Source organism: Chitinophaga sp. 180180018-3 (assembly GCF_037893185.1).
GTDB lineage: Bacteria > Bacteroidota > Bacteroidia > Chitinophagales > Chitinophagaceae > Chitinophaga.
In genome coordinates this window covers 5,293,366-5,319,467 of the sequence record NZ_CP140772.1, presented here as the reverse complement: position 1 = coordinate 5,319,467, position 26,102 = coordinate 5,293,366, and the positions used below count along the sequence as shown (strand labels likewise).

At 48.9% G+C, this 26,102-nt stretch carries 16 protein-coding genes; 10 read left to right on the top strand and 6 right to left on the bottom strand.

Features of this window, described 5'->3' with window-relative positions; all coding sequences use genetic code 11:
- Positions 1 to 5 precede the first annotated feature (5 nt).
- From UNH61_RS20660 to UNH61_RS20620, 9 genes are read left to right on the top strand one after another with little or no spacing between them, the layout of a single operon-like run.
- A complete protein-coding gene (locus UNH61_RS20660) occupies positions 6 to 1,520 on the top strand; it encodes a RagB/SusD family nutrient uptake outer membrane protein (RefSeq protein WP_326993899.1) in 1,515 nt (504 codons plus the stop codon).
- A gap of 17 nt (positions 1,521 to 1,537) precedes the next feature.
- On the top strand, positions 1,538 to 3,133 hold the full coding sequence (locus UNH61_RS20655; protein ID WP_326993897.1) for a carbohydrate-binding protein: 1,596 nt from the start codon (positions 1,538 to 1,540) through the stop codon (positions 3,131 to 3,133).
- Between the two features lie 36 nt (positions 3,134 to 3,169).
- On the top strand, positions 3,170 to 4,231 hold the full coding sequence (locus UNH61_RS20650) for a DUF5007 domain-containing protein (RefSeq protein ID WP_326993896.1): 1,062 nt from the start codon (positions 3,170 to 3,172) through the stop codon (positions 4,229 to 4,231).
- Between the two features lie 57 nt (positions 4,232 to 4,288).
- On the top strand, positions 4,289 to 7,441 hold the full coding sequence (locus tag UNH61_RS20645) for a SusC/RagA family TonB-linked outer membrane protein (protein ID WP_326993895.1): 3,153 nt from the start codon (positions 4,289 to 4,291) through the stop codon (positions 7,439 to 7,441).
- 31 nt (positions 7,442 to 7,472) lie between these two features.
- A complete protein-coding gene (locus UNH61_RS20640; protein WP_326993894.1) occupies positions 7,473 to 8,999 on the top strand; it encodes a RagB/SusD family nutrient uptake outer membrane protein in 1,527 nt (508 codons plus the stop codon).
- A 10-nt stretch (positions 9,000 to 9,009) separates the two neighbouring features.
- The gene (locus tag UNH61_RS20635; RefSeq protein WP_326993893.1) at positions 9,010 to 9,729 is read left to right on the top strand and encodes a hypothetical protein; all 720 of its coding nucleotides are present in this window, start codon (positions 9,010 to 9,012) and stop codon (positions 9,727 to 9,729) included.
- Between the two features lie 33 nt (positions 9,730 to 9,762).
- Positions 9,763 to 11,373 carry a DUF5008 domain-containing protein gene (locus UNH61_RS20630; protein ID WP_326993892.1) on the top strand — a complete coding sequence of 537 codons (1,611 nt, stop codon included), beginning with the start codon at positions 9,763 to 9,765 and terminating at the stop codon, positions 11,371 to 11,373.
- A 13-nt stretch (positions 11,374 to 11,386) separates the two neighbouring features.
- Positions 11,387 to 13,129 carry an alkaline phosphatase family protein gene (locus UNH61_RS20625; RefSeq protein ID WP_326993891.1) on the top strand — a complete coding sequence of 581 codons (1,743 nt, stop codon included), beginning with the start codon at positions 11,387 to 11,389 and terminating at the stop codon, positions 13,127 to 13,129.
- Between the two features lie 35 nt (positions 13,130 to 13,164).
- Complete coding sequence (locus UNH61_RS20620) at positions 13,165 to 14,541, top strand: discoidin domain-containing protein (RefSeq protein WP_326993890.1); 1,377 nt, start codon at positions 13,165 to 13,167, stop codon at positions 14,539 to 14,541.
- A gap of 138 nt (positions 14,542 to 14,679) precedes the next feature.
- Here the strand turns inward: UNH61_RS20620 and UNH61_RS20615 are convergent, their stop codons facing one another.
- The 4 genes from UNH61_RS20615 to UNH61_RS20600 all read right to left on the bottom strand — a co-directional run bounded on the left by UNH61_RS20615 (position 14,680) and on the right by UNH61_RS20600 (position 21,367).
- Positions 14,680 to 16,101 (bottom strand): RagB/SusD family nutrient uptake outer membrane protein, encoded by a 1,422-nt coding sequence (locus tag UNH61_RS20615; protein WP_326993889.1) that lies wholly within the window; start codon positions 16,099 to 16,101, stop codon positions 14,680 to 14,682.
- A gap of 18 nt (positions 16,102 to 16,119) precedes the next feature.
- Positions 16,120 to 19,185, bottom strand: a complete 3,066-nt coding sequence (locus UNH61_RS20610) for a SusC/RagA family TonB-linked outer membrane protein (RefSeq protein WP_326993888.1) — start codon at positions 19,183 to 19,185, stop codon at positions 16,120 to 16,122.
- Between the two features lie 147 nt (positions 19,186 to 19,332).
- Positions 19,333 to 20,682, bottom strand: coding sequence for a HAMP domain-containing sensor histidine kinase (locus UNH61_RS20605; protein ID WP_339071564.1), 1,350 nt, complete (start codon positions 20,680 to 20,682; stop codon positions 19,333 to 19,335).
- 10 nt (positions 20,683 to 20,692) lie between these two features.
- Entirely contained in the window at positions 20,693 to 21,367 is a 675-nt protein-coding gene (locus UNH61_RS20600; protein ID WP_326993885.1) for a response regulator transcription factor, read from the bottom strand.
- A gap of 238 nt (positions 21,368 to 21,605) precedes the next feature.
- On the opposite strand from UNH61_RS20600, the gene UNH61_RS20595 reads away from it, so the two are divergent.
- The gene (locus UNH61_RS20595) at positions 21,606 to 23,990 is read left to right on the top strand and encodes an ABC transporter permease (protein ID WP_326993884.1); all 2,385 of its coding nucleotides are present in this window, start codon (positions 21,606 to 21,608) and stop codon (positions 23,988 to 23,990) included.
- A gap of 60 nt (positions 23,991 to 24,050) precedes the next feature.
- Here the strand turns inward: UNH61_RS20595 and UNH61_RS20590 are convergent, their stop codons facing one another.
- Both UNH61_RS20590 and UNH61_RS20585 read right to left on the bottom strand, forming a co-directional pair.
- Complete coding sequence (locus UNH61_RS20590) at positions 24,051 to 25,394, bottom strand: Gfo/Idh/MocA family oxidoreductase (RefSeq protein ID WP_326993883.1); 1,344 nt, start codon at positions 25,392 to 25,394, stop codon at positions 24,051 to 24,053.
- A 1-nt stretch (position 25,395) separates the two neighbouring features.
- Positions 25,396 to 26,094 carry a DUF1080 domain-containing protein gene (locus UNH61_RS20585; protein ID WP_326993882.1) on the bottom strand — a complete coding sequence of 233 codons (699 nt, stop codon included), beginning with the start codon at positions 26,092 to 26,094 and terminating at the stop codon, positions 25,396 to 25,398.
- Positions 26,095 to 26,102: the final 8 nt, after the last annotated feature.

Here is a 26,102-nt window from a genome sequence, read left to right as displayed (position 1 = left end):
CTGACATGAAAAAAGTGCTCATATCAATAATACTCCTGTGCAGCCTGAGTTGGTTGGGCTGTAAAAAACTGCTGGATGTAGATTCATCGCATGTGGTATCTGAAAAGAATTTCTGGAATTCCCATGAAGACACCAGGGCAGCGTTGATCAGTGTATACGGTCAGATGCGGGCGGCACTGGCGGACAACAACGCTTACTGGATGTACGGGGAGTTACGCAGCGGGGATTTCACAGCGTTGCAACGCCAGGACCTGAAAGCCATCATCAGGGGCGATCTGCGGGCGTCTTATCCGCTGCTGCAGTCGCTCTCCGACTGGCGCCGTTTCTATGCGGTTGTCAATGCTGCTAACATGTTCCTCGAACATGTGGGCGAAGTGAAAGCCAAAGATCCCAAGTACACAGATCAGAATATGCGGGTAGATATTGCCCAGATGCATTTCATGCGGGCATATGCCTACTTCTGCCTTGTGACGATCTGGGGAGACGTGCCACTGATCACCACTTCGCACGACGGTGAGTTCAGTAATAAACCGCGTGAAAAGAAAGAAACAGTGCTTGCGTTCATAGAAAAGGAAATACTGCTATCGGCTAACGACCTGCCTTATAAATACAGTCAGAACGATCCCCAGCAGCAGGGCAATTATTACAATGAAAGCGGCGCCCGCTGGATGGGCGTACTGGCCCGTAAACTCACCGCTTACGCGCTGCTGGCACATGTTGCGGCCTGGCAGGGTAAGTACGCCGATGTATCCGTGTATGCACAGTTTGTGCTCGATAACTACGGCAAAGCCGGCAGCTACTACGTAGGCACAGATGAATTGGTGAGAGGCGACGGCTTTTTCCACTGGAAACAGGACAACCATATCCTCGCCTTTAACTTCGACTGGGGACATGGCGACGAATCCTTTTCCGGGCACCTGGAAGAATTAACCCTGGCTAAACCCGTGGTGAACAAGGATCTGCCGGATATCTACGTGCCGAAGGAAACCATCCTCTCCGTTTTCGATCAGCCGGTGGATGAGCGCTTCAGTTTGGATACCCTCACCGGGGCGCCTACTTCTCAACGTTACTTTACCTCCTTTAATACACAGGTCCCCATCTTCACGAAAGTAAAGGTGATCCAGGACGGACCCTCTACGGACCCGTCGTTCCGGACTTTCTCCAGCACCATCATCGTTACCCGTCTGGAAAATATTACCCTGCTGCAGGCCGAAGCACAGGCCGTAAACGGGCAGCGCCAGCAGGCCATAGACCTGCTGAATGTTATCCGCGATCTACGCAAAATCAAACGCTACGACCCGGTGGTGGAAGGCGATCTGATAGATGCAATTTTCCGGGAAAGGCGGAAAGAGCTGATGGGTGAGGGCTGGCGTTGGTTCGACCTGATACGGTATAATAAGATAAAACAAAACGACCCCGCTTTCATGCAGCTCATCGCCAGCGGAGGCATTTTCTGGCCCGTGTCTAAAAACATCCTCGCCCAGAATCCACTGATTAAGCAAAACCCTTATTGGCAATAATTAAAATGATGAAGAACATGCGCAACATCCATAAGATGACCGGCCTGTTAGCCATATGTATAACGGGTTCCCTGCTTCTTGCCGGCTGCAGGAAAAATGACGGCGATTACAATTATCAGAATCAACTGAAACAATTTGATGGTACGATATACGACTTCCTGAAACAACAGCAGCAATACGACTCTTTTTTGCTGGCAGCCAACCTCGTACACCGTACAGATCTGCTGAAAAACAAAGACAGTTTGCTCACGGTATTTGCGCCTACAGACGCCAGTTTCCGGCAGGCTATTGATAATATGAATACCCTGCGTACCATACAGGGGCGACCACTGATGGGCCTTTCCGGATTACCCGTTGATCAGCTCGACTCGCTCGTATGCCGCTATATCATTCGTGGTAAAGTTGGCGCCGACAGTATGCAGCTCCAGGACGGTATTACCCTCAATACCATTGACGATTACCCGATGCATGGTAAGCTGAACCGCACTACTGCAGAAGGGTACGTGAAAGGGGGCCCGGGCGTGATCCAGTTCTCCGACACAAAACACGTCATCTATACCAATCGCTGGAGTAATACCAGCACAGTAGCCATCGACATAAATACAAAAAATGGTTACGTGAATGTGCTGGAGAAGGATCATATGTTTGGCTTCGATGAATTTATATCACGTATGAACCCTACCTATTCAACGCCCTGGAGCGGAGAGCCAATGTTTATCCCCGGTACAATAGGGCTGGAAATGTTCGACCGCGGAGGCGAAGGAGTGGCTTATCACGACAGGTCGAGGGGTAACGCCGGAGGCCAGTTCCGGCCCGCAGAAGACGTAGATATCACCACCGCTGAAAACAACAGTTACAAAATCGGATGGACCGAAACAGATGAGTGGATGAAATATACCATTCAGATCATGGAAACAGGTGATTATGATATGCTGCTCCGTTATGGCAGCGCAGGCGATAATGGCCGCCTGCATCTGGAACTGGATGGTGTGAGAATATCAGGCAGCAGCCTGCTACTGCCTGGTACCGGCGACTGGAGCAATTACAGGGATGTGCATACCACCCTGCGGCTGCCGGAAGGTAAACATGTCCTTACCGTGTATTACGACTATGCTTACTACGACCTGCGTTTCATAAAGTTTATACCTAAAGGCCGGCCGATCCCCATTCCGGGCTGCGTGCAGCTGGAAGACTACAATCCCGGTGGTGAAGGCGTAGGCTATCACAATACCACTGACCATAACGATGGCGGTCAGTACAAACCTGACGATGGCGTAGGAATCGCTTTTGCACCGCATGAAGGAGGTGGATATGTTATCGGCTGGACCAGAGCAGGCGAATGGCTGGAGTATGATGTGGACGTTAAAACCACCGGCTTTTACAACGCTGTTACCATGATGGGAACTGCCGAAAGCAGTAAGAAAACCTTTCACATCGAATTTGACGGAACCGATGTAACAGGCCAGGTAAGCGCCATCAACACCGGTGGCTATGATAAACGCACCGCTATTACCACACCCGTTCACCTGACTAAAGGGAAACATAAGATGCGCTTCGTGATGGACACCGGCGGATACGATGTGAAGTCGGTCACTTTTAAGCTCGTTAACTAACAGCGCTTTTTCCTACACAGCAATAAACCTATTTAAATGGAACGAAAAATTCAGACTAATTTTTACTGGGCGATCGCAGGCGCTATTATTTTACTGACTGCTGCCTGCAGAAAGTGGGCGCCGGATGATCTGGATTACCTGAGCCCCAGGGCCGTGTATAATCAAACTGTATTCAATCCCATTCTGGGCCGTACTACTGTATACAGCCTCATCTTCAATACTGATAATTCCACCACGCCCGTTCACTTTAAGATCATGAACGTGCGTTATAAAAAAACGGGACAGCCGGCAACGGATCTGGACAAAAACGTGCAAACGCTGGTGTGGAAACAGGCATATACCGGCTATGAAAAATCGATCGCTGAAATTGAAGCTAAAAGAGTAGTGGAATCGCATCCTGCCTGGGAAATACGCCCCAATTCCGGCGATTTTATATTGTGGGCCGGAGCCGACAGTTCATTCATGCGGCAGCAGCCCGATTCCGGCTATCTGTTCGATGTGGAAGCAAGTAATTCCGGTGGCACTAACATGTATAAGAACCTGCAGCTGTTGCCGATGAGGGAACAACCGTATTCACCCTACGATGGTGATCCCTACACGGGCCAGCAACGGCGCAACTATCCCAACCCCAGCGATTCTTCCATATACTCGCTGGTATACAATCATCCCGGGATCTATAATATCACCGATGATGACAACAATCAGCCGCTGAAATCAGACAGCGTGAGAGTATTGTTTCATAAGAAAGGAAACGGAAATAGTCTCACGTTTAAGTTCGTAGATAAAGATTCCCTGCCGATAGATGTCAGTCATTTTAATCTCACCAAATGGGACTCCCTGCTGCATGGATTCAATCCGGTAATTACACAAAACGCCGTTACGTACCAGGTGGCTTACCCGATTCCGCTGATCAGGCTGCCCACCCGCTTTACCAATAGTGATGGCTCCGCAGCTCATATCAGTTTTTCGTTCGACAGGTTAGGGTTTGGGCATACGCGCCAGACAGGCACGGTAGATCTGTATTTCGGCATTTACCAGAAAGGCGACTGGGAGATTATATTCTACTTCCGGAGTAACCCGAGGTTCAGAGATGAATAAAACAGCCGGAAAAGCGATACAATCCATTTGATCACCGCAATTACAAATTACATAAGCATGAATTTTTTATGTACTTATAAAAAGATGAAACCCTGTGTGGCAATTACCCTGTTGTTGTGCTTTTTGATGGTTGCACCAGGGTATGCACAGGATAAAGTACCGCTCAAAGGAGTGGTAAGGGACGCGCAAACCAATGAACCACTGGTGGGCGTGAGCATCCTGGGCGGCACACCGTTGAAGCCCATTGGCATCACCAACAGCAGTGGCGTGTTTAATGTGGCTGTAGCACCGGATGCTACCGTGATTTTCCGTTACCTGGGTTTCGCAGATTACAAACTAAAGGTGAAGGATAAACGTGATGTGGTAATACGGTTAGGCGTATACGAAAATAAACTGAACGAATCTGTTGTTGTAGGGTATCAGAAGAAGACCCGTGAAATAGCCACCGGAGCGGCGCAGATCGTTAGTGGGAAAGAATTGCAGGATATTCCTGTTTCCAACGTGGAACAGCTGTTACAAGGGCGTGTAGCGGGGCTTAACATCCAAAATAACACGGGTGCTCCGGGTGGAAGAGGTACCATACAAATCAGGGGATTGTCTAACATCACCGTGAAAGGCAGTGGTAACGACGCCTTTCTGTCTCCCACTTCACCACTATACGTAATAGATGGGGTACCTATTGAAGCGGATGCCAATTTTGAATACGGCTATCAGACCGCCGGACCGGGCGTGAGCCCTTTATCACTGATCCCTCCGGAAGATATTGAAAGTATGGAAATCCTGAAAGACGCACAGGCCACGGCCCTGTATGGCTCCAGGGGTGCGTATGGCGTGATCCTCATCACTACCCGTCGCGGTAGCTCGCCTATACCATTGGTACGGTATACCGGAAACTTTTTCCTGAACACGCCGCCGCAACTGCGTAATACCATCGGCGGTAAAGACGAGCGCCGGCTACGCATCGCGGAGATATTTGCCAGCGGCAACCGGGATGATATCAACAGGATATCTGCCACCCCTTTCCTCGCCGATAGCCTGAATCCTTACTATAATAATTCTACCAACTGGCAGGGCATCTTTTATCGTACTACTTATAACCAAACGCACAACGTAAATATCAGTGGCGGAGATCCCAAGTTTAACTATAAAGTGGATCTGGGCTACTATCATGAGAATGGCGTGATACGCAATACCGGCTTCGATCGCTATTCTATCAACACCAACATGCTCTATCAGCCTAATCCTAAATTAAGGGTGTTTACCACTTTATCTACACAGGTGGGAAAAAGGAATAAGGGAGATGGAAATGGCCTGGTGCAAAATGGTGTGGCAAACAATGCCAGCGCTTCTTCACTGCTCCCTGGCCCTTCGTTTTATCAAAGCTCAGCAGGGGTATTGTCGTCACTCACTACTAAAAACGATAATAAGACAGCAAACGTCAGAGCCAGCATAGATGTAAACTATCAGTTGCTGCGCGGCCTGAATGCAGCTACCAGCGTGAGTTATGACTATGCTTCCAATACGGAAGACCGCTTTACACCTGCTGCTGCACACAACGATTTTTCACAGGTGTATGCCTATAACGATCGTAAATTCACACTCTATAACCGCAATACGCTCTCGTATTTCTATTCGCTGAATGAGCAACATAATTTCTTCATATCTGCCTTCAATGAAATTTACAATCGTGGTTTCCAGGCACAGGTAATACAGGAAGAGAAAACACCCAACAATCAGTATAAAGGCCCGCTGGGCTATGATGGATGGGCTTCGCTCGGTGGTGGATTGCTGGATAACTACTCCAAGCAACACGTGGCTTCTTTCGCCGGAACGTTTTCCTATAACTACCGGCAAAAGTATGTACTCGATCTGAGCTACCGCCTGGATGGTACTTCCAGCACGGGTTTTGAAGATCCCTATTCAAGAAATCCTGCCATAGGTTTACGCTGGAATTTCAATAAGGAAGAGATATTTAAAGACAGTAAATGGCTGAGCTATGGCTCTGTGCGTGGAAGCTGGGGTCAGAACATTGTACCCTCCGGAGACATCTTCGCTATCTACGGTACCTTTTATCCCCGCGGACTTTACAACGCGAATCCCCGCCTGGGAAGCGACTTTAACCAGTTACCCAATCCCAATCTGAAGCCTACCACAACCACGCAATATAACGTAGGGCTGGAAGCTGGCTTATTCGATAACCGTGTGGAAATAATATTCGACGCGTATTACAAATCAGTGCTGAACCTGTTGCGCACAAAAGATGTAGCAGATATGACCGGCTTCAACAATATCGTAACCAACGAAACTTCGTTGATCGATTACGGTTATGAAGCTACATTCACTTTCCGGCCTTTACCTCGTACCAGTGCGGTGCAATGGACTATTTCTATCAATGGCGCACTGAACAAAGACATCCTTACCCATTTGCCCAATGGCGCCAAAGCATTGATCCAGTACGATAATGCCAGCAACCAGTTTATCCTTTATAAAGTGGGGCGTAATAGTCTTACTAACTATCTCTTTAAAACCAAAGGGGTATACGCCACTGATGCGGACGTGCCCGTGGATCCCGCTACCGGATTGCGTTACAGAACTTCCGGCGGTACTTACTTCAAAGGCGGCGATCCTATCTGGCAGGATGTGGATGGTAACTACGTAGTTACCGGTGACGACTATACGGCGGCAGGTAACTCGCAACCGCTTATCACCGGTGGCTTGCAGTCGTACGTAAACTGGAAGAACTTTTCCGTGAACGTGAGCTGCTCTTTCACGCTGATCAGATCTATTCTCAACAACGCCCTGGCGCAGCGGATGCAGTATCTCGGCAATCCTTATGATCCTAAAACGATGGTGGATTTCAAAGACGTGAATTATTGGAGCGCCAATAACTACAACGCTTACTATCCTAACCCTTTCGACTATATGAGAGCAGGTCAGATTAACCCTTACCGTTACGAACAAACGCTGATACAGGAAGATGGTTCTTATTTCAAGATCAACACGCTGACATTGGCCTACCTGCTCAACCGGAAGCTGACGAATCGTTATGGGATTAATTCTGTCAGGGTATATGCTTCGTCCAATAACCTGTTCACCTTTTCTAAGTACAGCGGGCCTAATCCCGAGAACGTATCGGCCCTGGGTCGCGACCAGTCGGGCGGATACCCGGTGCCACGTACCTGGAACTTTGGTTTGAACGTAGAGTTTTAAACGTGATCTTCTCAATTAAAAGTTGTTGACTATGTTTCGCAGGATTAAATATATCGCACTTATTTTCTTGTTGACTACGCCGCTCGGGTGTAAAAAATTCCTGGATGTAAAACCGCTGGATCGCTTGTCGGGCAACACTTTCTTCCAGACCCGCCAGGATGTGGAGAGTAATCTGTGGGATATCTATGGATTATTCAGGGACGCTGCCGGATCTTGTCCGCTGTTTGCATGCGCCGGAGAAATGCGGGCCGGCATGATGGAAATGTCGCCGCAAAAGAATGATGGTAACGACCGCAGCTTTGTGGTTAACATTGCAAAGAACGACCTGATGAATGTGATCAATACCCCCGGTGGTAAAGACTTCTGGAATATTTTCAAGCTTAGGAATCTGTCCGACTGGAAACCCTATTTCCGTATCGTACAGGCGAGCAATATACTGATATATGAACTGGATCACCGGAAGATATCAGACATTACATCAGATGATATTAAACGTTATCAGGCGGAAGCTGTTTTCATGCGTTGCCTGACTTACTTTATCATGGTGCGCATGTGGGGAGATGTGCCCTATTATACAGATGCCTACCACGATGCGCCCCTGGCCAGAGAAAAGATGGTAACGGTAATGAATAATTGTATTGACGAACTGACGAAAGTAAAAGACAACCTGGCCTGGACCTTTGCTGATCCTGCATACCGTGGGGCCAGGGCCAGCAAGGGAGCAGCCCTTGCGCTGATCATGGAAATGAGCATGTGGAATGCCGGTTTCGATAAAGCCAATGCTACCCGTTACTACACGCAAACCGCACAAGCCGGCGACGACCTGGTGAAAAGCGGCGCCTATGAATTGTTGCCGATCGATCAGTCGTTCACGATCTTCAAAGGCCGTTCGAAGGAAAGTCTTTTCGATATCGTGATAAACTCCAACTATGGCGAAACCCTGGGCGATAAATGGAACGACCTGTCGGAGTTTGTTGTACACTACCCTTATAAAAGACCCGCCTGGAATCACCAATACAGCTTTACTTATATCCGCGCTGATTTTCTTCGCCGCCTGTACGCCGACGGCCAGGACGCCAGGGCCAGCACCTGGTTTGATTCCCAGATGTATGCCAACGACGGTACTTTCTGTTTCCTGAAATACAGCAGCATCTTTGAGCAGGGAGATAATGATACCAACGTGGATAATGACCTGATCCTGCTCCGTTATGCCGGCGCCATCCTGCTGAGAGCAGAAGCGCTGGTGGGATTAAATCGTGGTGCTGAAGCCAAAACCATGCTGAATATGATTCGTACCAGGGCCAAGGCAACCCTGTATCAGGGCGCCGACGGAGAACCGCTCCGGCAGGCCATCTACATGGAAAGTGCTAAAGAGTTGATGATGGAAGGGCATTATTATTTCGACCTGGTACGTACCGGTCGCGTTACAAATCCGCAATGGTGCTATTATCCGCTTACGCAGGCACAATTCGATAACGGTGGCTGGACCTGGCCACTCAATCCGGGTGTGCTGAATAATAATCCCAATATGCAATTGAATAATTACTGGTCAAGATAAAATATTTCCCATGCAGCAGCATAAAACAAACCGGTTATATATCCTGCTCGCCCTGTCAGGAATCCTGCTATGGATGAGCGCTTGCAAGAAAGACTACTACCGTGATTCCGGTGTTCACGATCCGCATTTCAAAGGCAGCACCATGGACTACCTGGATGCAGTGCCGTATTTCTTCGACAGCGTAGCGCAGGTAGTACGACTGGCCGGCATGGAAAAGGTATTCAAACAGGATTCGCTTACTTTCTTTTGTCCGACGAATAACAGCATAAAACATCTCATACAATCGCTCAATGCTGATCTCAACTTCAATTCGCTGGATACCGTGAAAAAGCTCGCTGATATCCCGGCAACCATCTGGCAGCGCTACCTGGAGCTGTATATGTTCCATCAGTTAAATCAGCTGAAAGACTATCCACAGATAGATTATGACCTCTTGTCGATCTACCCGGGGCAGGGGTATCTGTCGTGGAACGGAAAGCCCATGAACATCGGTGTAATTTACAACGACGACAACGGCGTGAAGTATGTAGGTTACCGCCAGCTCACGATCTGTTATATCCCCGATCCCGGAAAGCCCAGGGATGGCTGGATCCGCGCCAATGTGGCTTCAAGCAATATACTTACTACGAACGGAGTAGTGCACGTACTATCCAACGATCACTATTACTTCGGATTTGATTACAGCGCCTTCCTGGCAGATATGAAAATGGTGATGAAAACCGGAGGATGATATTTTTTGAGGATAGTAAAAAAGAAAGATAACATGAATGTAATAATATCCAGATTGACAACATACAAGACGTATATCCTGCTTTTGGCACTGCTGGCTGGTTTGTGGCTGGCCGGCTGTAAAAAGGACAATCAAACGTTCGATAATCCCTATGCAGGCGGGAAATCACCATTGGGCGTACAATTGAGTACCGATCCGCCCACACCCGCAGAGGGTGCGCCCGGAACGGTGGTGACATTCAAAGCAACCGGGCTGGCACGTTATAAAGACTCGCTGACATTTACTTTCAACGGAGAAAAGGCCGAACTGGTTGCAGTAGATACTGCCGGCATCAAGGTAAAGATACCTGCTACCGGCAGCACCGGCGTAACTTCCGTAACGATCGGTGATCAGATCTATTTTGGCCCCGTATTTAAAGTGAAAGGTAACCTGGACCTCGATCCCAACTATAAAGTGGCGATAGGCGCCAACAACGCGGTAATGGATGCCTACCAGTATTCCGACGGCCGCATGCTGCTGCTGGGCGGATTCTGGGACTTTGAACGTAAGGGTGTCGTAAAGCCTTTGAACAGGATTGTATTAACATCGAAAGATGGAGAAGTAGACCGTACCCTCTTATCGGGCAAAGGAGCCGATGGTTCCCTGACTACCGCGGCAGCACTCCCCAGTGGCAAACTGGTGATAGTAGGCGGCTTCTCTTCCTATGATACACACACCGGCCAGATACGCAACATCACCACACTCAATACCAACGGTTCACTGGATACTACTGTCGTGAACACCTATACGAAAAAAGATACCGTACCGGCTTTCAATGGAGGAACGGATGGCGGTATCTACAGAGTATTTGTAAACAATAACAGGATTACGGCCATCGGGAGTTTCAATTACTACCTCAGTTATGATTATAGTAAGGGCGATTTCCTGCATCAGCGCGACTCACTGGTAACAGACAGTGTAATGATACGTCAGCTGATACGCTTTTATCCGGATGGAACCCTGGATTCCACTTTCAACTACGACCTGGCCAGGCACAGGAGCTTCGACGGCCCCAATGGCCCTGTCAGCGATGCCTACATGCAGCCCGACGGTAAGCTGGTGATAGCAGGCCGCTTCACGAAGTACAACGGTCAGCCTGCTCCCTATATCGCCAGGATTAACACAGACGGCAGTCTGGATGCAGGTTTCGGCGGCACAGGGGCTGATAATGATATACGCGCTATCCGGTTCAATGCGGTAACCCAGCGTTTCATGGTGGCCGGTACCTTCACAAAATTTAACGGCGCTACAGCAAATGGGCTGGTGATGTTGAAGGCCGATGGTACTATCGATCAGCAGTTCACCGCAGCGCCCATTGCCAATGGCAACTATTATGATATGGCGCATCAGCTGAATAATGGGCTGATCATTGCCAGCGGGTATTTCCGGAGCTATATGGGCGTACATCGCGGCGGCCTTATGGTGCTCAATCCAAATGGTACATTGGCCGCGGGATATAACAATACCGGCGATTTCAACGGATATGTGGCGAAGGTAGTGGAAACAACGAGTGCCACCGGTCAAACCCAGGCCCTGGTAATGGGATTCTTTACCCGGTTCAATGAGAAGGATGCAGGGTACATTTTCAGACTGTTATTTAAATAAAATCATTTTGCATATGCATCATATCAAGGAACTTAGCAGGAAATGCCTGATGGCTGTCATCACAGCAGCAGCACTGTTGGCGGCCTGTAATAAGGGATTGGACAATCCGGTGAAAAAGAAATACGACGATGTAACGGGTGTTGTTGCGAAACAGCCAAAAGTATTGTTCATTGTCGTAGATGGAGCAAGGGGAGAAGCGGTGCGCGATGCGCAGGCGCCTCAGTTAACAGCAATGGCCGATAGTGCCATCTATTGCTGGAACAGTATCAGCGATACCATCAGCCAGGATGCCTCCGGCTGGGCAGATTTGCTCACGGGTGTTCATAAAGAGAAGCATGGCGTTATCAGCAGCGACTTTGCAGGCAATCATCTGGCGCAATACCCGGCGTTCTTCAAATATATCAAAGAGCGTAACCCGGCGTACAGGATCGCCGCATTCAGCGCCAGCGATGCGTTGGGGAAACAACTGATCACCGGAGCTGATGTCAATAAAACATTCGCAGGCAGCGACGACGCAGTACAGCAGGCATTGCTGACTGAATTGAAAACAGATTCCGCAGGCATCGTATTTGGCCAGTTCGATCAGGTTGCTGCAGCGGGTAGCGCACACGGATACGACGTCAATACACCGGAATATAAGGCTGCCATTCTGCAGGTAGATACTTATATCGGCAACCTCCTTACTGCACTACGGCAACGGCCCAACTACAGCAAAGAAGGCTGGCTGGTAGTAGTAACCTCCAACAGAGGGGGCCCGGCTCAGCTGGATCCTTCGAAAGATGATGGTACTATTCTCAGCAACACCAGGGTGAATACCTTCACCATTTTTTATTCTCCCAAATACAATCCAAATTTCATCGACAGGCCGTTTACAGGTAACCGTTATACCGGCAGGGCAGTACGTTTGCATGGTAACAACGCTTCGGGCGCAGTATATGCAACTATCGACAGCGGAAAGGAAGATTATGATCTGGGCGATACAACGGATGCAACGATTGAGTTGAAAATAAAAAAGAATAAAAACGCCTCAGGCGATTATTCCTATACCTGGCCTTCTATCATCGGGAACAATACATCAACGGACTGGTGGCATAACACCGGTTGGAACCTTTCACTGGAGCAGAACAACTGGGGTGTTCACTATGGTCAGAACAGTACACACAACGTGATGGTGGGTGGTAATATCGGCGACGGTAAGTGGCATGACCTGGCGGCTGTTTTTTACCGCCACGATGGAAAACGTTGGCTGCGTATGCTAACAGACGGACAATTCAACCTTGAAACCGAAATTACCGGTTACGGGAACTTCAATACCGGCGCGCCGCTTACGCTGGGATTCCTGCCAGGCAATGTTTCCAACGATCGCTGGCTGGATGCTTATATAACGGAGGTGAAGTTCTTTAAGGCCGCAGTACCGGACGATGTCATCAAAACGTATCTCTGTACCGATCAATTACCCACCTCACATCCTTATTATGATTACCTCGCAGGTTATTGGCCCTGTAAAGATGGATTTGGCGGCGTATTCAAAGACCTGGGCAGTCTGAAACATGATTTCAAAATCAACAACAGTTATAGCTGGGAAGATTTCAGTGACCTCATGTGCCCCAATGCAAACAGTAATCTCTCTCAGATGGTACCACAGCCAGTGGATGTAGTACGGCAGATACTCAGCTGGTTGCAGATCCCCGCCGATACCAAATGGAACCTCGACGGCAGGGTGTGGATCACTACTTATGCGAATATCGGCGGATAACAGTGCGGATTTTGTCTACCTATAAACATTCTAACATGTACAGAAATATATACATTCAGCTACTGGGCTTACTGCTGCTGGTGATGGCCTGCAAAAAAAACGACCGTTACCAGGATGAACAGCTGGCGCCGGTGAAAGTAGCTATCAGCAGCACTAACGGGCAAATCGTAGTACCAGGCGCAGGCAACTATATCAAATCAAATGAAAAGATCACCATTCCGGTAAAGATGGCACTTTCAGCCAGCACACCAAAAATTTTCACGGTAAGTATCGGCGTGAATAATGATACCGTCAGCAAACTGATAGCAGCCGGGAAATTACCCAATGCCGTACTGCTGGAGCAGCGCTACTACCAGCTTCCGCGGACGGCGGAAATCCGTTTCGGATTGGATACGCTTTCCTTTAACCTCGACGTAGCCATGCAGGCCATTGAAAAGAATTATGGGAAGGATCTGGCGCTTGCGGTGAGCCTGGGAAACCCCGGTAAGAACAATACATTGGATAATACCAACAGCAGCGCCGTGGTGGTGATTCACACCGATAAAGTGATTGCGCCCGGAGAGATCCACTATGTTTATTTTACCGACGCAGGTAATATATCTTACCAGCCTTCGGGAGATAATGCTATCCTGGGTACTTCCGATGTTACGATCCCTATCAGCGTGTCGCTCGGAGGCGTGGCTGGCAGCGCCTTTACAGCCGGATTGATGGGAGCGCCCGACACCGTACAGCAATTGCTCAATAAAGGTGCTATCCCCGGCGGAGTAGCCTTTACCGGTGACGACTATACGCTGCCGGCTACGGTGAATTTTGATCCTAACGCTAACGTAGCTACGTTTCCACTGAAAGTAAAAGCTGCGAGCCTGCAAAAGAATGCTACCGCCAAACCGGTACTGGCCATTTCCCTCAATGAGCCATCAGATCACCTGCTCGATTCAACTAAACGAACCGTGGTGATAGTACTGGATCCGGCCAAACTGATAGAAACGGATATCACCAATACCAATATCCGCTATACCGTGCAGTTTGAGAACACCAGCAACGGAAATGAAAATTCGTCAAAGCTGATCGATAATAATATCAATACAAAGTTCCTGCTGTTTAATTTCACGAATGTATGGGCACAGCTGGATTTTGCCACGCCGCAATTCACAGGGGCCTATACCATGACCTCAGCCAACGATGCCCCCGGAAGGGATCCCAAAAATTGGGAGATCCAGGGATCCAATAACGGGGTAGACTGGGTAGTGCTCGACAGCCGGAACAATGAATCGTTCCCTTCCCGGTTCCAGACAAAGAAATATACATTCGACAATAAACAAGCCTTTAAATCCTATCGTTTAAATATTACGGCAAACTGGGGTGATGGTTTATTCCAGCTTGCAGAATGGCGCTTGTTGAGGCGCCCGTAATACAGTCATGGAGACTTATGTTAACCCTGGGCTAAAGTCGCACAGCTAACCAGCTTGTGCGGCTTTTTGCTTAACAGGAAACGGGGACGATGGAAATCGTCCCCGGGTAACATTAAGAGCCTTATTGTGTCGTGATATTTACCAACCTTTATTATTCGGTTTTATATTCGGATTGCTCAGTATTTCGCTCTGAGGAATCGGCAGGTAATAATATTGATCAGCAGGCGCCAGTGTGGTTTGGGTATCTCCATGCTGCAGGTCGCCTGTATTGCGTTCGATGGTTAGCCCGAGCCGTTTCAGATCGTAGTAACGATGCCCTTCGAAAGGTAGTTCCCTGAAACGCTCTGCCAGTATTGCTTTGAGCAGTTGGTCGCCGTTCGTCCAGGTGCCGGCTTCATAACGACTGATACGTGCTGCACAAAGCGTGTTCAGATCAGCGGCAGCGTCGTTATAGCGACCGAGGTGCTGATAGGCTTCGGCGCGGATCAGGTACATTTCTCCCACACGGAATACTTTGATGTCGTTAAGGTTCACAGCACCGGAGTTGCCCTGGTATTTGGTGATGATATCTGTCAGCTGTCCGTCTGCTGCCAGCGCAGGGTTCTTGCCGATATAGCTGTTATAGCGTACATCGTTTGCTGTATCATACGCCTGCATCAGCTTACCGGAAGGGGCAAACAGCACCACGCTGGAAGAAGCATTGAACCAGATATCGCCGGGGCGGGTGCTGCTTTGATTGGTGCGTTTCAGTTTGAAGATCACCTCTGCATTACTCTGATCGGTCCAGATAGACGGAAACACGTCCGGTGTTGCCAGTTGCTGTTTCCCTATTGCCTTGCTGGCGCTTTCGGCAGCCAGTACCCAGTTGCCGGTATACAGCGCCACTCTTGCCTGCAGTGCATAGGCAGCCTGCAGGCCCATGCGGGTTACGTCGTCGCTTCCGGAGAGTAATCCAATAGCAGCAGTGAGGTCTTTCGTTAATGCACTGAAAAATGCGTCAGTAGCAGGGCGCGAGGGCTTGCTGTTGATATCTATATCTGTCACATAGGGAACAGCGAGGGCATCGGCTTTGTAAATGCCGGAATAACCAAAGTTACGATACAGTTCAAAGTGCGCGAATGCCCTGATGGCAAGCAGTTCCCCCTGCAATTGTTGTTTTGCCGCCTTATCCGCGTCAGTACTGGCAGGTACCTTGTCGATCCCTTTCAGGATACGGTTGGCCCGGTTGATGACCTGGTAGGCGTTGTTCCACACATCGCTGATTTCTGTATCACCACCGGAAAACTGCCAGCGGAAAAGATTTTGGGCCGAACTGCCCACACCGGCGTTCTTCAGTCCAATCCTGCATTCATCTGCCATCACCGATCCCATACGAAGCGAGGCTTCCGGGCGCCAGTCGGCATACACGCCGAGTACTGCTTTGTTCACAGTATTGAGGGATTGGAATATTGCGTCACCGTCTACCTGGTCGGTAGGTTTTACATCCAGCATCTTATTGCAGGAGGCAACGCCGATGATAACCAGGAACAGTAAGATCCTTTTGATGAAAGTATGTATCATATAAAGCAGTTTATTATGTTAGAATGTTACATTGATACCACCGGTGATGATGCGTGGCATAGGATATTCGTATTGGGCAATGTCGTTGGCATCTTCCGGATCAAAGCCGCGCCATTTCATGATAGAGAAGAGGTTCTGACCGGATGCAAATACTTTCAGATTCCGTACATATCCTGCCATGCGTGCGCTAACGGGGATGTTGTAACCCAGGGTGATGTTCCGCAACTTCACGTAATCGGCACTCATGACATCACGGGAAGTAAAGTAGGTAGCATACTGCGCTCCGGGATACTGGCTGATATCGCCGGGTTTCTGCCATATCTTCAGCATATCAACCGACTGGCTGTACTGGCGGTAGTTGGGGCTGCCGGAGTGTGCGTAAAGGTTAGGATAGTTCAGGCGCGACATGCCATGGATGAAGCTTACCAGCATCGACAGATCAAAGCGTTTATACCTGATAGTGGTAGTAACACCGCCGATCAGTGGCGGGTCGTAGGCCGCCTTTAATGGTACAGCGTTATCTACGCTGTAGGTATTGGTTTCATGGCCGTCTTTATCGAGGTAGATGGGTGCGCCGGTCTGAGGATCTACACCTTTCCAGCGTACCGCACGGAAGCTTCCGAGAGGCAGGCCTACCATGTTCATAGTGGCTTCGTCGGCAAAGATTTGCTGTTCACCACCCAGGCTCAGAATCTTGTTTTTATTGTAGGCGAGGTTGGCTCCTAAGGTAAGGGTGAAGTCCCTGTTTTTAATTACATCTCCTTCCAGCATCAGTTCCACGCCGCGGTTGCGCACTTTCCCTGCATTGGCCGCCATAGTGGGGAAGCCGGTAGTGCTGGAGAGATTGCGGTTTACGAACAGTCCTTCTGTAACACGATTGTACAGATCAATTTCACCACGCAGTCTGTTACGGAAGAAGCCAAATTCGATACCAACATCTGCAATGCGGTTCATTTCCCAGTCGTACCCGGGGTTGCCAGGTGTAACCGGCACCAGCGCTTTGTTACCGTTATAACTGGCCGGGCCATAGAGTGTTCTGAAACCATAGTCGCTGGTAAAGCCGCCTGCATTGCCAGTTAGGCCGTAGCTGGCACGCATACGCAAGGTGCTGAATGCATGGCTGCCCTGCATGAAGTTTTCCGCGAGGATATTCCAGTTACCGCCGATGGCATAGAAGTATTTGTAGCGGTTGGCAGCAGGCACCTGTGAAGAACCATCGCGGCGCAGGCTGGCGGAAATCGTATATCTGTCACCGTAAGAATAACGGAACAACGCAATCTGCGAAACAAGCGTGCGGTTAGGCACTGTGTTCCCGCTGATGTCCGGGATGAAATTGTTATCAGGCGTACCGGGTGTAATGCCACCGGGAGTATTAGGTAATTCGCCTACCAGGCCATAGCCGGTGAAGCCGAAACTGTTGCCTTTGATTTTGTTGACTTCAGCCAGCAGGTTGGCTTCTATCTCATGATCTTTGCCCCATTGCTTGTTGTAACGCAGACCACCGGTAGCCACCAGGCCAAGACGATTGCCCAGCGCCCGTTGGTAGGAGCCCTGGTTGCCATTGCTCACGCGCTTGCCGTACCAGGAATCCGGATTGATAAAGTTGGTACTGTTTGTTTGCTGGAAATCCATGCCCACGGTACCAGTCAGCTGGAATTCATTAGTCAGTTGCACGGTTTCATTGAACGACATTATCCCTTTGATCTGGTTATCTTTCTTCAATGTATTGGCGTAAGCATCGAGTGCATTGGAGCCATAGCGGCCAACACCCGGGCCTGCAAAGGGCGATTCATAGGGAAGTGCATAGTACAATGCTGCGATGGGATTTTTTTCAGAGATACCGCCACCGCCTACAGTAGCGCCGCCATCGGGCGCCACGCCTTCATCCTGGATGTACTTGATAGTAGCAGTTGAAATACCCATATTGAGGGTAGATTTGAACCTGCCACTGCGATTCTGGATATTCGCACGCAGGCTATAACGCTCCAAACCGGAATTCAACGCAATACCTTCCTGGTTGAAGTAGCTGCCGGACAAATAGAAGGTGGTGTTTTCGTTACCGCCGGAAACATTCAACGCGTGCGATTGTGTGCGTCCCTGACGTAACAGGTGCTTGCGCCAGTCGGTGTTAATTTTCCGGAGGCTGTCGAGGTATCGGCCGCCAAACGCATAGTCATCAGTGGTCTTAGGCACCAGCACACCGTTTACCAGTTTGTTGGGATTGTTCTTTGAATACGCCCATCCCGGCATGTTCGGATCTTTGAGGATTTCTTCGAACTGAAGGCGTTGATCAGTATTCATCATATCCCACTTGGGGCTGTTCAGCGCCGATATCCCGAACTGCCCGCGATAATTGACACGTACTTTCCCATCGTCCCATACCTTTCCTTTCTTAGTAGTGATCACGATCACGCCGTTGGCAGCACGGGAGCCGTATTGGGCGGTAGCGGCAGCATCTTTCAATACATGTATGGTTTCAAAATCTTCCGGATTCAGGGCAGCGAAAGAGTTGTTGGCTATCGGCACTCCGTCTACAACATAGAGAGGATTTACATCACCGTTGATGGAACCGAGGCCACGGATGGATACCCTTCCCGGTTCGCCGGGTTGCCCGGTTGGCGTACCAACGTACAGGCCGGGAGCACGACCCTGCAGCATTACATCGAACGAACCAACAGGCGCCTGTGTGGTAACACTGGAGGGAATACTGGTAACGGCGCCGGTTGTACGGGATTTGCTTTGCTGCGTATAACCTGTCACTACAACACCGGAGAGCGCTTTAGACACAGACGTCATTTGCACATCCACGACAGGCTGATCGGCATGAAGCGATACGGAAATATCATTATACCCCATGTAAGAAAAACGCAGTACGGTTTTCTTTCCGGGGACGCGAAGCGAGTAATGTCCTGCTGCATTGGTAACACCACCGCTGGTAGTGCCCGGTACAGAAACCGTAACTCCAATGAGCGGCTCCCGGGTAAGGGAGTCGGTAACGGTGCCGGTGATGACCCGTTCCTGCGCCAGTGCTGCAACCGCAAACAGCCACATGCACATGAGTAAGAGGATAGATTTGATTTGCATAATAACTTTGAGTGATTAATTAATAAGTGGATTGATATAGGCTTTTTAATTACCACGGCAAAGTTAGAAGCGGTGTATTAGAGGGGCATTAATACGGCATCAGCTATTGTTAGAACGTTGTTAGAAAATTTAATGTCAGTATAACAATCATCTTGGAAACGCCAGGCGGAAAGTTGCTCCCTGACCTGTTCCGGAAAATACCTGTATGGTACCATTATGTAATCGTACAACCTTCTCCGTTAGTGACAGCCCGATACCGAAGCCTTCAAAGCGGCGTGCATTGAGGCTCCTGTAAAACGGTCTGAATATTTTTTCTGTTTCACTGGCAGGAATACCTATGCCCTTATCGGTGATCATGACCACTATCTGTTGGTCGTTGCAGCTAAGTTCACAATGCACTTCTTCTCCATTGGAGAATTTAATGGCGTTTTTTACAACGTTGCCAAGTGCTACAAACAACAGGTGCCGGTGCCCTTGCAGGGTTACTTTTGAGATATCGGTGCCGAACCGGAATATAATCTTTACCGGATATTTTCCACTGTCGCTCCATTCATCCACTACTTCCCACAACAGTTCATTCATATGTACCGGTTGCAGGTGGTTATTATCCATGTTGGCCTGGGCCAGCTCCAGCAGGCTGCCAATGAGATTGGTGAGCCTGGTAGAATCTTCGACAAGATTGCGCAAGGTGGTTTTGTATTCTTCAACGCTCCTGTTTTTCAGCAGTGCAATTTCTGCTTCTCCCAGTATGGCGGTGATGGGAGTTCTTAACTCATGCGAAGCATTGGCGATGAAAACCCGCTGTGCTTCGAACGATTGTTCGAGGTGTTCGAGGAGGTTGTTGATGGTACCGGAAAGTTCGTCGATTTCGTCGTGGTGACGCTCGCTGATAGGCAGGCGTTTATCAAGACTGGTAGCGCGTACGCTTCGCAGGTTGGAGATTACATTGCTGATAGGGGTGAGGGCGAGGCGCGAGAACAAACGTCCAAGTATATACGTAATCATGAGCGATACAATGAAGGCCAGTCCCATGATCCAGGCAAGTACCCGCATGTTCTCGAATCCGCCGCTGTCAGTGGCCGCAGCAATGATGATATAGTCGCCCGAATTATCTACATAATAAATACCGGCCACCTGCTGCTGTCCTTTCGTAAAGTGTATACGTTTTTGTGTGACTACCTGTTCCAGCAAGGCTTTATCCCAATGGATGTGATCTTCTTTGATGAATACCGGTTCAAACCGTGTATTATAAATTCTGATCACTTCCTGGTTAAGGGAACGTGGATATTTTTTCAATACGGCCATAAAGCCCTCCGCAGAAAGGTTGTCTTCCGCAAGGTAGAGTTGTCCGATGGTCAGTGCCCGGTCGTCGAGCTTATCGTAAAAACTGAACTTCCTGTTGCGCTCTATCAGCGCGTATATACCTGCCAGCAATATCAGTAACAGCACGGCGAACAGCAATGTGAATTGCAGGGATAACCTGTTTCTCAGCGTCATTCATCAATTTTTATTGTTCCTTCAATACATAACCAACACCCACTACCGTGTGAATCAGGGGATGTGAAAATCCCTTGTCGACCTTTGCCCGCAGATAATTGATATATACATCCACGAGGTTAGTGCCACGGTTAAAATCTATACCCCAAACCGTTTCCGACATATGCGCCCTCGATAGTACCCGGTCCTTATTAGCCATCAGCACTTCGAGTAGTGCAAATTCTTTAACGGTTAATGAAATTTCCTTACCATTCCTGTAAACAGAGCGGTTATAACAATTCATTTCGAGATCAGCTACTCTATAAACAGTTGCCGGGGCCGGTGCATGTACCCTGCGGTGCAGTGCTTCTATGCGTGCCAGCAGCTCATCGAAATGAAAAGGTTTGGGCAGATAATCATCAGCACCGCTTCTGAAACCTTCTACTTTGTCGCTTACCGTGCCGAGTGCAGTGAGCATTAATACCGGTAATCCTTTCTTAAAAGATTTGATACGCTTGCAAACTTCAAGGCCGTGTAAATCGGGCAATAACAGATCCAATATCACCAGATCATAATCATATTGCAAAGCCACACGGGATCCGTCTTCTCCATTATATGCTACAGTAACAGTATGCTGGTTTATTTCCAATCCTTTTCTGATAAATGCTACAACTCTCGGTTCGTCTTCAATTAATAAGATGTTCATAACGGGATAAATTTACTACAGCCTCCCAATACGAAAGGCTACATTAGAGGATTCTAATCCCAATCGGGCAAGTTTTAATCTTATATTCATCTCAGTAGACACAGAGGCTCCTGAAAGCGGACATCTATTGTTTCAAAAGCGGACATATTATGTATTATTGAATACTTAATATTATTGTTTGTAGTGCCTTATTAGTATGGCACTTTTCTGGTCAGGCGGATGTATATCTTTATAATGTATGATTAGCAATTATCTCAAATCAGCTTTACGCAATCTTTTCAAGAACAGAGTACATTCATTTATCAATATCGCCGGGTTATCGGTAGGTATGGCAGTGGCCCTGGTCATAGGTTTGTGGGTGTGGGATGAAGTGTCGTACAATAAGAATTTTGAACATTACAACCATATTGCGCAGGTGTGGCAAAATCAGACCACAGACGGAGAAATATACAGCCAGGTGGCTGTTCCATATGTGATGGGAGAGGAGTTACGCAATAGCTATGGCGACAATTTCAGGTATGTGACCATGTCGTCATGGAACATGTCACATATACTATCGGCTGGTGAATTAAAAGTGACCAGTTCCGGCAGTTTTATGGAGCCGCAGGCAACGGAGATGCTGTCGTTGAAAATGCTAAAAGGTACCCGTAGCGCACTGACAGATCCACATTCACTGATCTTGTCTGCATCTGCTGCTAAGGCATTATTCGGGGATGCAGAGCCATTGGATAAACTGGTCAGGATCGATAACCGGCATGATGTGAAAGTAACAGGTGTTTATGAAGATCTGCCGGCTAATTCGGAATTTAACGACATGAAATTTGTGGCTCCCTGGAAATTATACATCGACAACAATAACTGGAAGGAGAAATACAGCGATCCCTGGTGCAATAATTCATTCCAGACATTTGTGCAGATAGCGGATAATGTTGATATGGAAGCGGTTTCCGCTAAAATAAGAGATGTAAAGCTTTATAAGGTTTCGAAAAGTGAAGTACAATATAAGCCGCAGATATTTCTGCTGCCGATGCGCAAATGGCATTTGTATAGCCGGTTTAAGAATGGTATCAATGCGGGAGGCAGGATTGAGTCTGTATGGTTGTTCGGGATTATTGGCTTTTTTGTGTTGCTGCTTGCCTGTATCAACTTTATGAACCTGAGTACAGCCAGGTCAGAAAAACGGGCAAGAGAAGTAGGCGTACGGAAGGCGCTGGGCTCCAGGAGAGCACAGCTGATACAGCAGTTTGTAATAGAGTCGCTGCTGGCAACGTTTTTATCATTTGCCGGTGGTGTTTTTCTGGCCGGATTGCTGTTACCTGTTAGCAATAGTGTGACTGGCAAGAACATGCAAATTTTGTGGACTAACCCGGTTTTCTGGCTGTCGGGGATTATTCTTTGTGTATTAACCGGCTTGCTGGCCAGTAGCTATCCGGCTTTATATCTTTCGGCTTTCCGGCCAGTGAAGGTATTGAAAGGCACTTTTCGTACGGGCGTGTGGGGTAGTTTGCCCCGCAAGGTGCTGGTGGTACTGCAGTTTTCCGTTTCTGCTGCATTGATTATTTCAACTGTTGTTGTATTACGGCAGATCGAGTATAGCAAGCAACGGCCCGTGGGATACAATCGTGATGCTTTGTTAATTGTTCCGGTAGTAACGGAAGAGATACACAAACACTTTGATGCAGTCAGCAATGAGCTGAAGGCATCGGGGGCTATTGCAGATATGGCAGAAGCGTCCGGAGCAACTACTTATATAGATGAATTCGACAGCGGGTTCGACTGGCCCGGCCGTAGTCCGTCACAGAACGCCAACCTGGGGGCCGTGTTCGTTTCTTCCGGATTTGGAAAAACAGTAGGCTGGCACATTAAAGAAGGAAGTGATTTTTCGGGTAACCCCGGTGCAGATACGAATGCTTTGGTGTTGAATGAAACTGCTGTTAAATATATGGGATTAAAGGAACCGGTGGGGAAGGTCATACATTGGGATGGCAGGGCTTATAACCTGATTGGGGTGGTAAATAATATGGTCATGCAGTCGCCTTATCAGTCTGTTGAGCCTACTGTATTTGTAATGGATGGTAATCCACAACCTATTGTGCATATCCGGCTTAATCCGGCAGCGCCTCCGGAAAAATCCATGGCTGGTATTGCCGCCGTGTTCAAAAAATATAACCCTGCACAGCCATTTAGCTATAGGTTTATCAACGAAGAATTTGCCCGCAAATTCAGTGAGGAGGAGCATATTGGTAAGCTGGGCGGTTTTTTCACCATACTGGCTATCTTTATCAGCTGCCTGGGTTTGTTTGGTATTGCCTCTTTTATGGCTGAGCAGCGCACCCGGGAACTGGGTATCAGGAAGGTGCTGGGCGCCTCTGTATTTAGCCTGTGGCAGCTGCTGTCGAAGGATTTTGTAGTGTTGGTAAGTGTAGCTTTGCTGATTGCCATACCGGTGACGCACTACTTCATGGCACAGTGGCTGGCGCGCTATCATTATCATACGGAAATGTCATGGTGGATCTTCGGTCTTACTGCTTTGAGTGTGCTCCTGATCACGTTACTCACTGTAAGTGTTCAGACGTTGAAAGCTGCGTGGATGAATCCTGTGAAGAGTTTGAAAACAGAATAAAAAAAACGCGGGGGCAGAAGTCCCCGCGGTGCCATTGTAACAGTATAATTCCACTCATCGTCAGATTTTGGGAGCCCAGCCTGGTTCATATTGGCGGCTCCAGTATTTAAGTGCTTCTTTATCGTCGAGTATATGGCCATTGCGCTGATCGATTTTCAGGGTATGGCCTACGCGTTGTGCAATATTGCCCAGCTGTACCCAGAGCGTGCTCTTGTGGCCGGTTTCCACATCTGCATTCGGCATTTTGTGTTCGCGGATGCTGTCAATGAAATTGGTAACGTGTATGGCATCCAGGCCTTCGCTTGGACTGGCGGTGTTGCGGCCATCGATCACGGCATCTGATTTTACTTCTTTCACGATCTTATTTTTCTGATCGTAGATAGTGAAGCTGTTGCCGCCGGTAGTCATGCTGCCGTTTTCACCGTAGAAGATCACGCCACGGTCGGCGCCTTCTACGAGACGTCCGTTGCAGCTGCGGCCTTCCCATAACACGGTTACGTTGTTCGGGCAGTTGAAGGTGATCAGCTGTGTATCGGGTGTTTCCCAGTCGTCCTGGTAGTGGAAACGGCCGCCTGTAGAGTTGACGCTCAGGGGATAGTCGGCTCCGAGGCCCCATCGGATCACATCTATTTCGTGGGTGCCGTTGTTCAATGCTTCGCCGGTACCCCAATGCCAGAACCAGTGCCAGTTATAGTGAATCAGGTTACTACGGAAAGGCATGCGTGGTGCGGGCCCCTGCCAGAGATCGTAGTTCAGGCCGGCAGGTACAGCGGTAAGTTCGCCTTTGCCGATAGAGCCGCGGTTGTTGGTATACCATGCTTTGGCCATATGTACTTTCCCGATCACGCCGCTGTGCAGTTCCTGTATACCGGCTGTGAGCACAGGCCAGGAGCGGCGCTGGCTGCCCATTTGTACAACGCGTTTGTATTTGCGGGCTGCAGCTACCGCCATTTCTCCTTCGTTAGGATTGTGGCTCAACGGCTTTTCGCAATAAACGTGTTTGCCTGCCTGGCAACCGAGGATGGTAGCAGGTGCATGCCAGTGATCCGGTGCAGCTACCGCTAACGCATCTACGTTTTTATCGGCCAGCGCTTTCCGGAAATCACCTTCTGCTTTAGGTGTGTTAGTGCCTCCTGCGCGTTTCACCGCAGCCATCCCTTTTTCCAGGGCCCTGGGATCTACATCGCAGATGTAAGATACTTCTGTGTTTTTTTGTTGTGTGAAAGCACGCGCCAGGAACGAACCTCTTCCGTTACATCCCATTAATGCCACTCTCACCATATCATTTGAACCGATGATGCGCGCATAGCTTTTGGCCGAGAAACCCAGGCCAAGACCGCCAATGGCAACAGCAGCGGAGCCGGTAGCCATCTTTTTAATAAAGTCCCTTCTTGTATTTTCCATATTACAACGCTTTTATTTTAATGTTCCGGAATGCAACTGCATCTCCATGTTCCTGTAGCAGTATAGGCGTTTCCGTTACTTCGGAAAATCCTTTGATGTTTTTGTATTTGCTCGCAGCTACCAGCGCCTTGAAAGCATCGCTGCCACGTTCATATTCCACCACTTTCCGGCCGTTGAGCCAGTGTTCTACGTGCGTACCTTTTGAGATAATACGTACTGTGTTCCATTCACCTACCGGCTTGGCCTGCTTATCGGCGGCAGGGGCGATCAGGTCGTACAGTGCTGCCAGCGTACGGTTCCCGGCCATCCCCAGCTTGGCATCCGGATGGTTTACATCGTCGATCAGCTGGTATTCCAGTCCGAGTGAAGTGTTGGGCAGCAGGTAATATTTGATACCGCTGTTGGCGCCGCTGGTCAGGCGAAATTCGAGGTTCAGCTCGAAGTTGGTGTATTGGCTGTCGGTGATGATATCGCCACCATGGCCGGCAGTCGGATCTGTTTGCAGGATCCCATCTTTGATCACCCAGCCCTTTTCAGGGAAAGGTTTGCCATTGGCACTTTTCCATCCGCCGGAAGTTTTGCCGTCGAACAGCAGCTTCCAGCCTTCTTTCTTTTCTTTTTTAGTAAGTGTGGGTTGTTGTGCAACCACTGTCATTGCACCGATGGCGCAAGCAGTAAAAAGCAGCATGAACTTTTTCATTTGTCTGT

What these genes read in the sequence shown, in the direction of transcription:
- UNH61_RS20605 (WP_339071564.1), bottom strand. Translation starts at nt 20,682, where the DNA reads ATGACGCTGAGAAACAGGTTATCCCTGCAATTCACATTGCTGTTCGCC.
- UNH61_RS20610 (WP_326993888.1), bottom strand. Translation starts at nt 19,185, where the DNA reads ATGCAAATCAAATCTATCCTCTTACTCATGTGCATGTGGCTGTTTGCG.
- UNH61_RS20615 (WP_326993889.1), bottom strand. Translation starts at nt 16,101, where the DNA reads ATGATACATACTTTCATCAAAAGGATCTTACTGTTCCTGGTTATCATC.
- UNH61_RS20590 (WP_326993883.1), bottom strand. Translation starts at nt 25,394, where the DNA reads ATGGAAAATACAAGAAGGGACTTTATTAAAAAGATGGCTACCGGCTCC.
- UNH61_RS20630 (WP_326993892.1), top strand. Translation starts at nt 9,763, where the DNA reads ATGAATGTAATAATATCCAGATTGACAACATACAAGACGTATATCCTG.
- UNH61_RS20585 (WP_326993882.1), bottom strand. Translation starts at nt 26,094, where the DNA reads ATGAAAAAGTTCATGCTGCTTTTTACTGCTTGCGCCATCGGTGCAATG.
- UNH61_RS20620 (WP_326993890.1), top strand. Translation starts at nt 13,165, where the DNA reads ATGTACAGAAATATATACATTCAGCTACTGGGCTTACTGCTGCTGGTG.
- UNH61_RS20645 (WP_326993895.1), top strand. Translation starts at nt 4,289, where the DNA reads ATGAATTTTTTATGTACTTATAAAAAGATGAAACCCTGTGTGGCAATT.
- UNH61_RS20600 (WP_326993885.1), bottom strand. Translation starts at nt 21,367, where the DNA reads ATGAACATCTTATTAATTGAAGACGAACCGAGAGTTGTAGCATTTATC.
- UNH61_RS20655 (WP_326993897.1), top strand. Translation starts at nt 1,538, where the DNA reads ATGCGCAACATCCATAAGATGACCGGCCTGTTAGCCATATGTATAACG.
- UNH61_RS20635 (WP_326993893.1), top strand. Translation starts at nt 9,010, where the DNA reads ATGCAGCAGCATAAAACAAACCGGTTATATATCCTGCTCGCCCTGTCA.
- UNH61_RS20660 (WP_326993899.1), top strand. Translation starts at nt 6, where the DNA reads ATGAAAAAAGTGCTCATATCAATAATACTCCTGTGCAGCCTGAGTTGG.
- UNH61_RS20650 (WP_326993896.1), top strand. Translation starts at nt 3,170, where the DNA reads ATGGAACGAAAAATTCAGACTAATTTTTACTGGGCGATCGCAGGCGCT.
- UNH61_RS20640 (WP_326993894.1), top strand. Translation starts at nt 7,473, where the DNA reads ATGTTTCGCAGGATTAAATATATCGCACTTATTTTCTTGTTGACTACG.
- UNH61_RS20595 (WP_326993884.1), top strand. Translation starts at nt 21,606, where the DNA reads ATGATTAGCAATTATCTCAAATCAGCTTTACGCAATCTTTTCAAGAAC.
- UNH61_RS20625 (WP_326993891.1), top strand. Translation starts at nt 11,387, where the DNA reads ATGCATCATATCAAGGAACTTAGCAGGAAATGCCTGATGGCTGTCATC.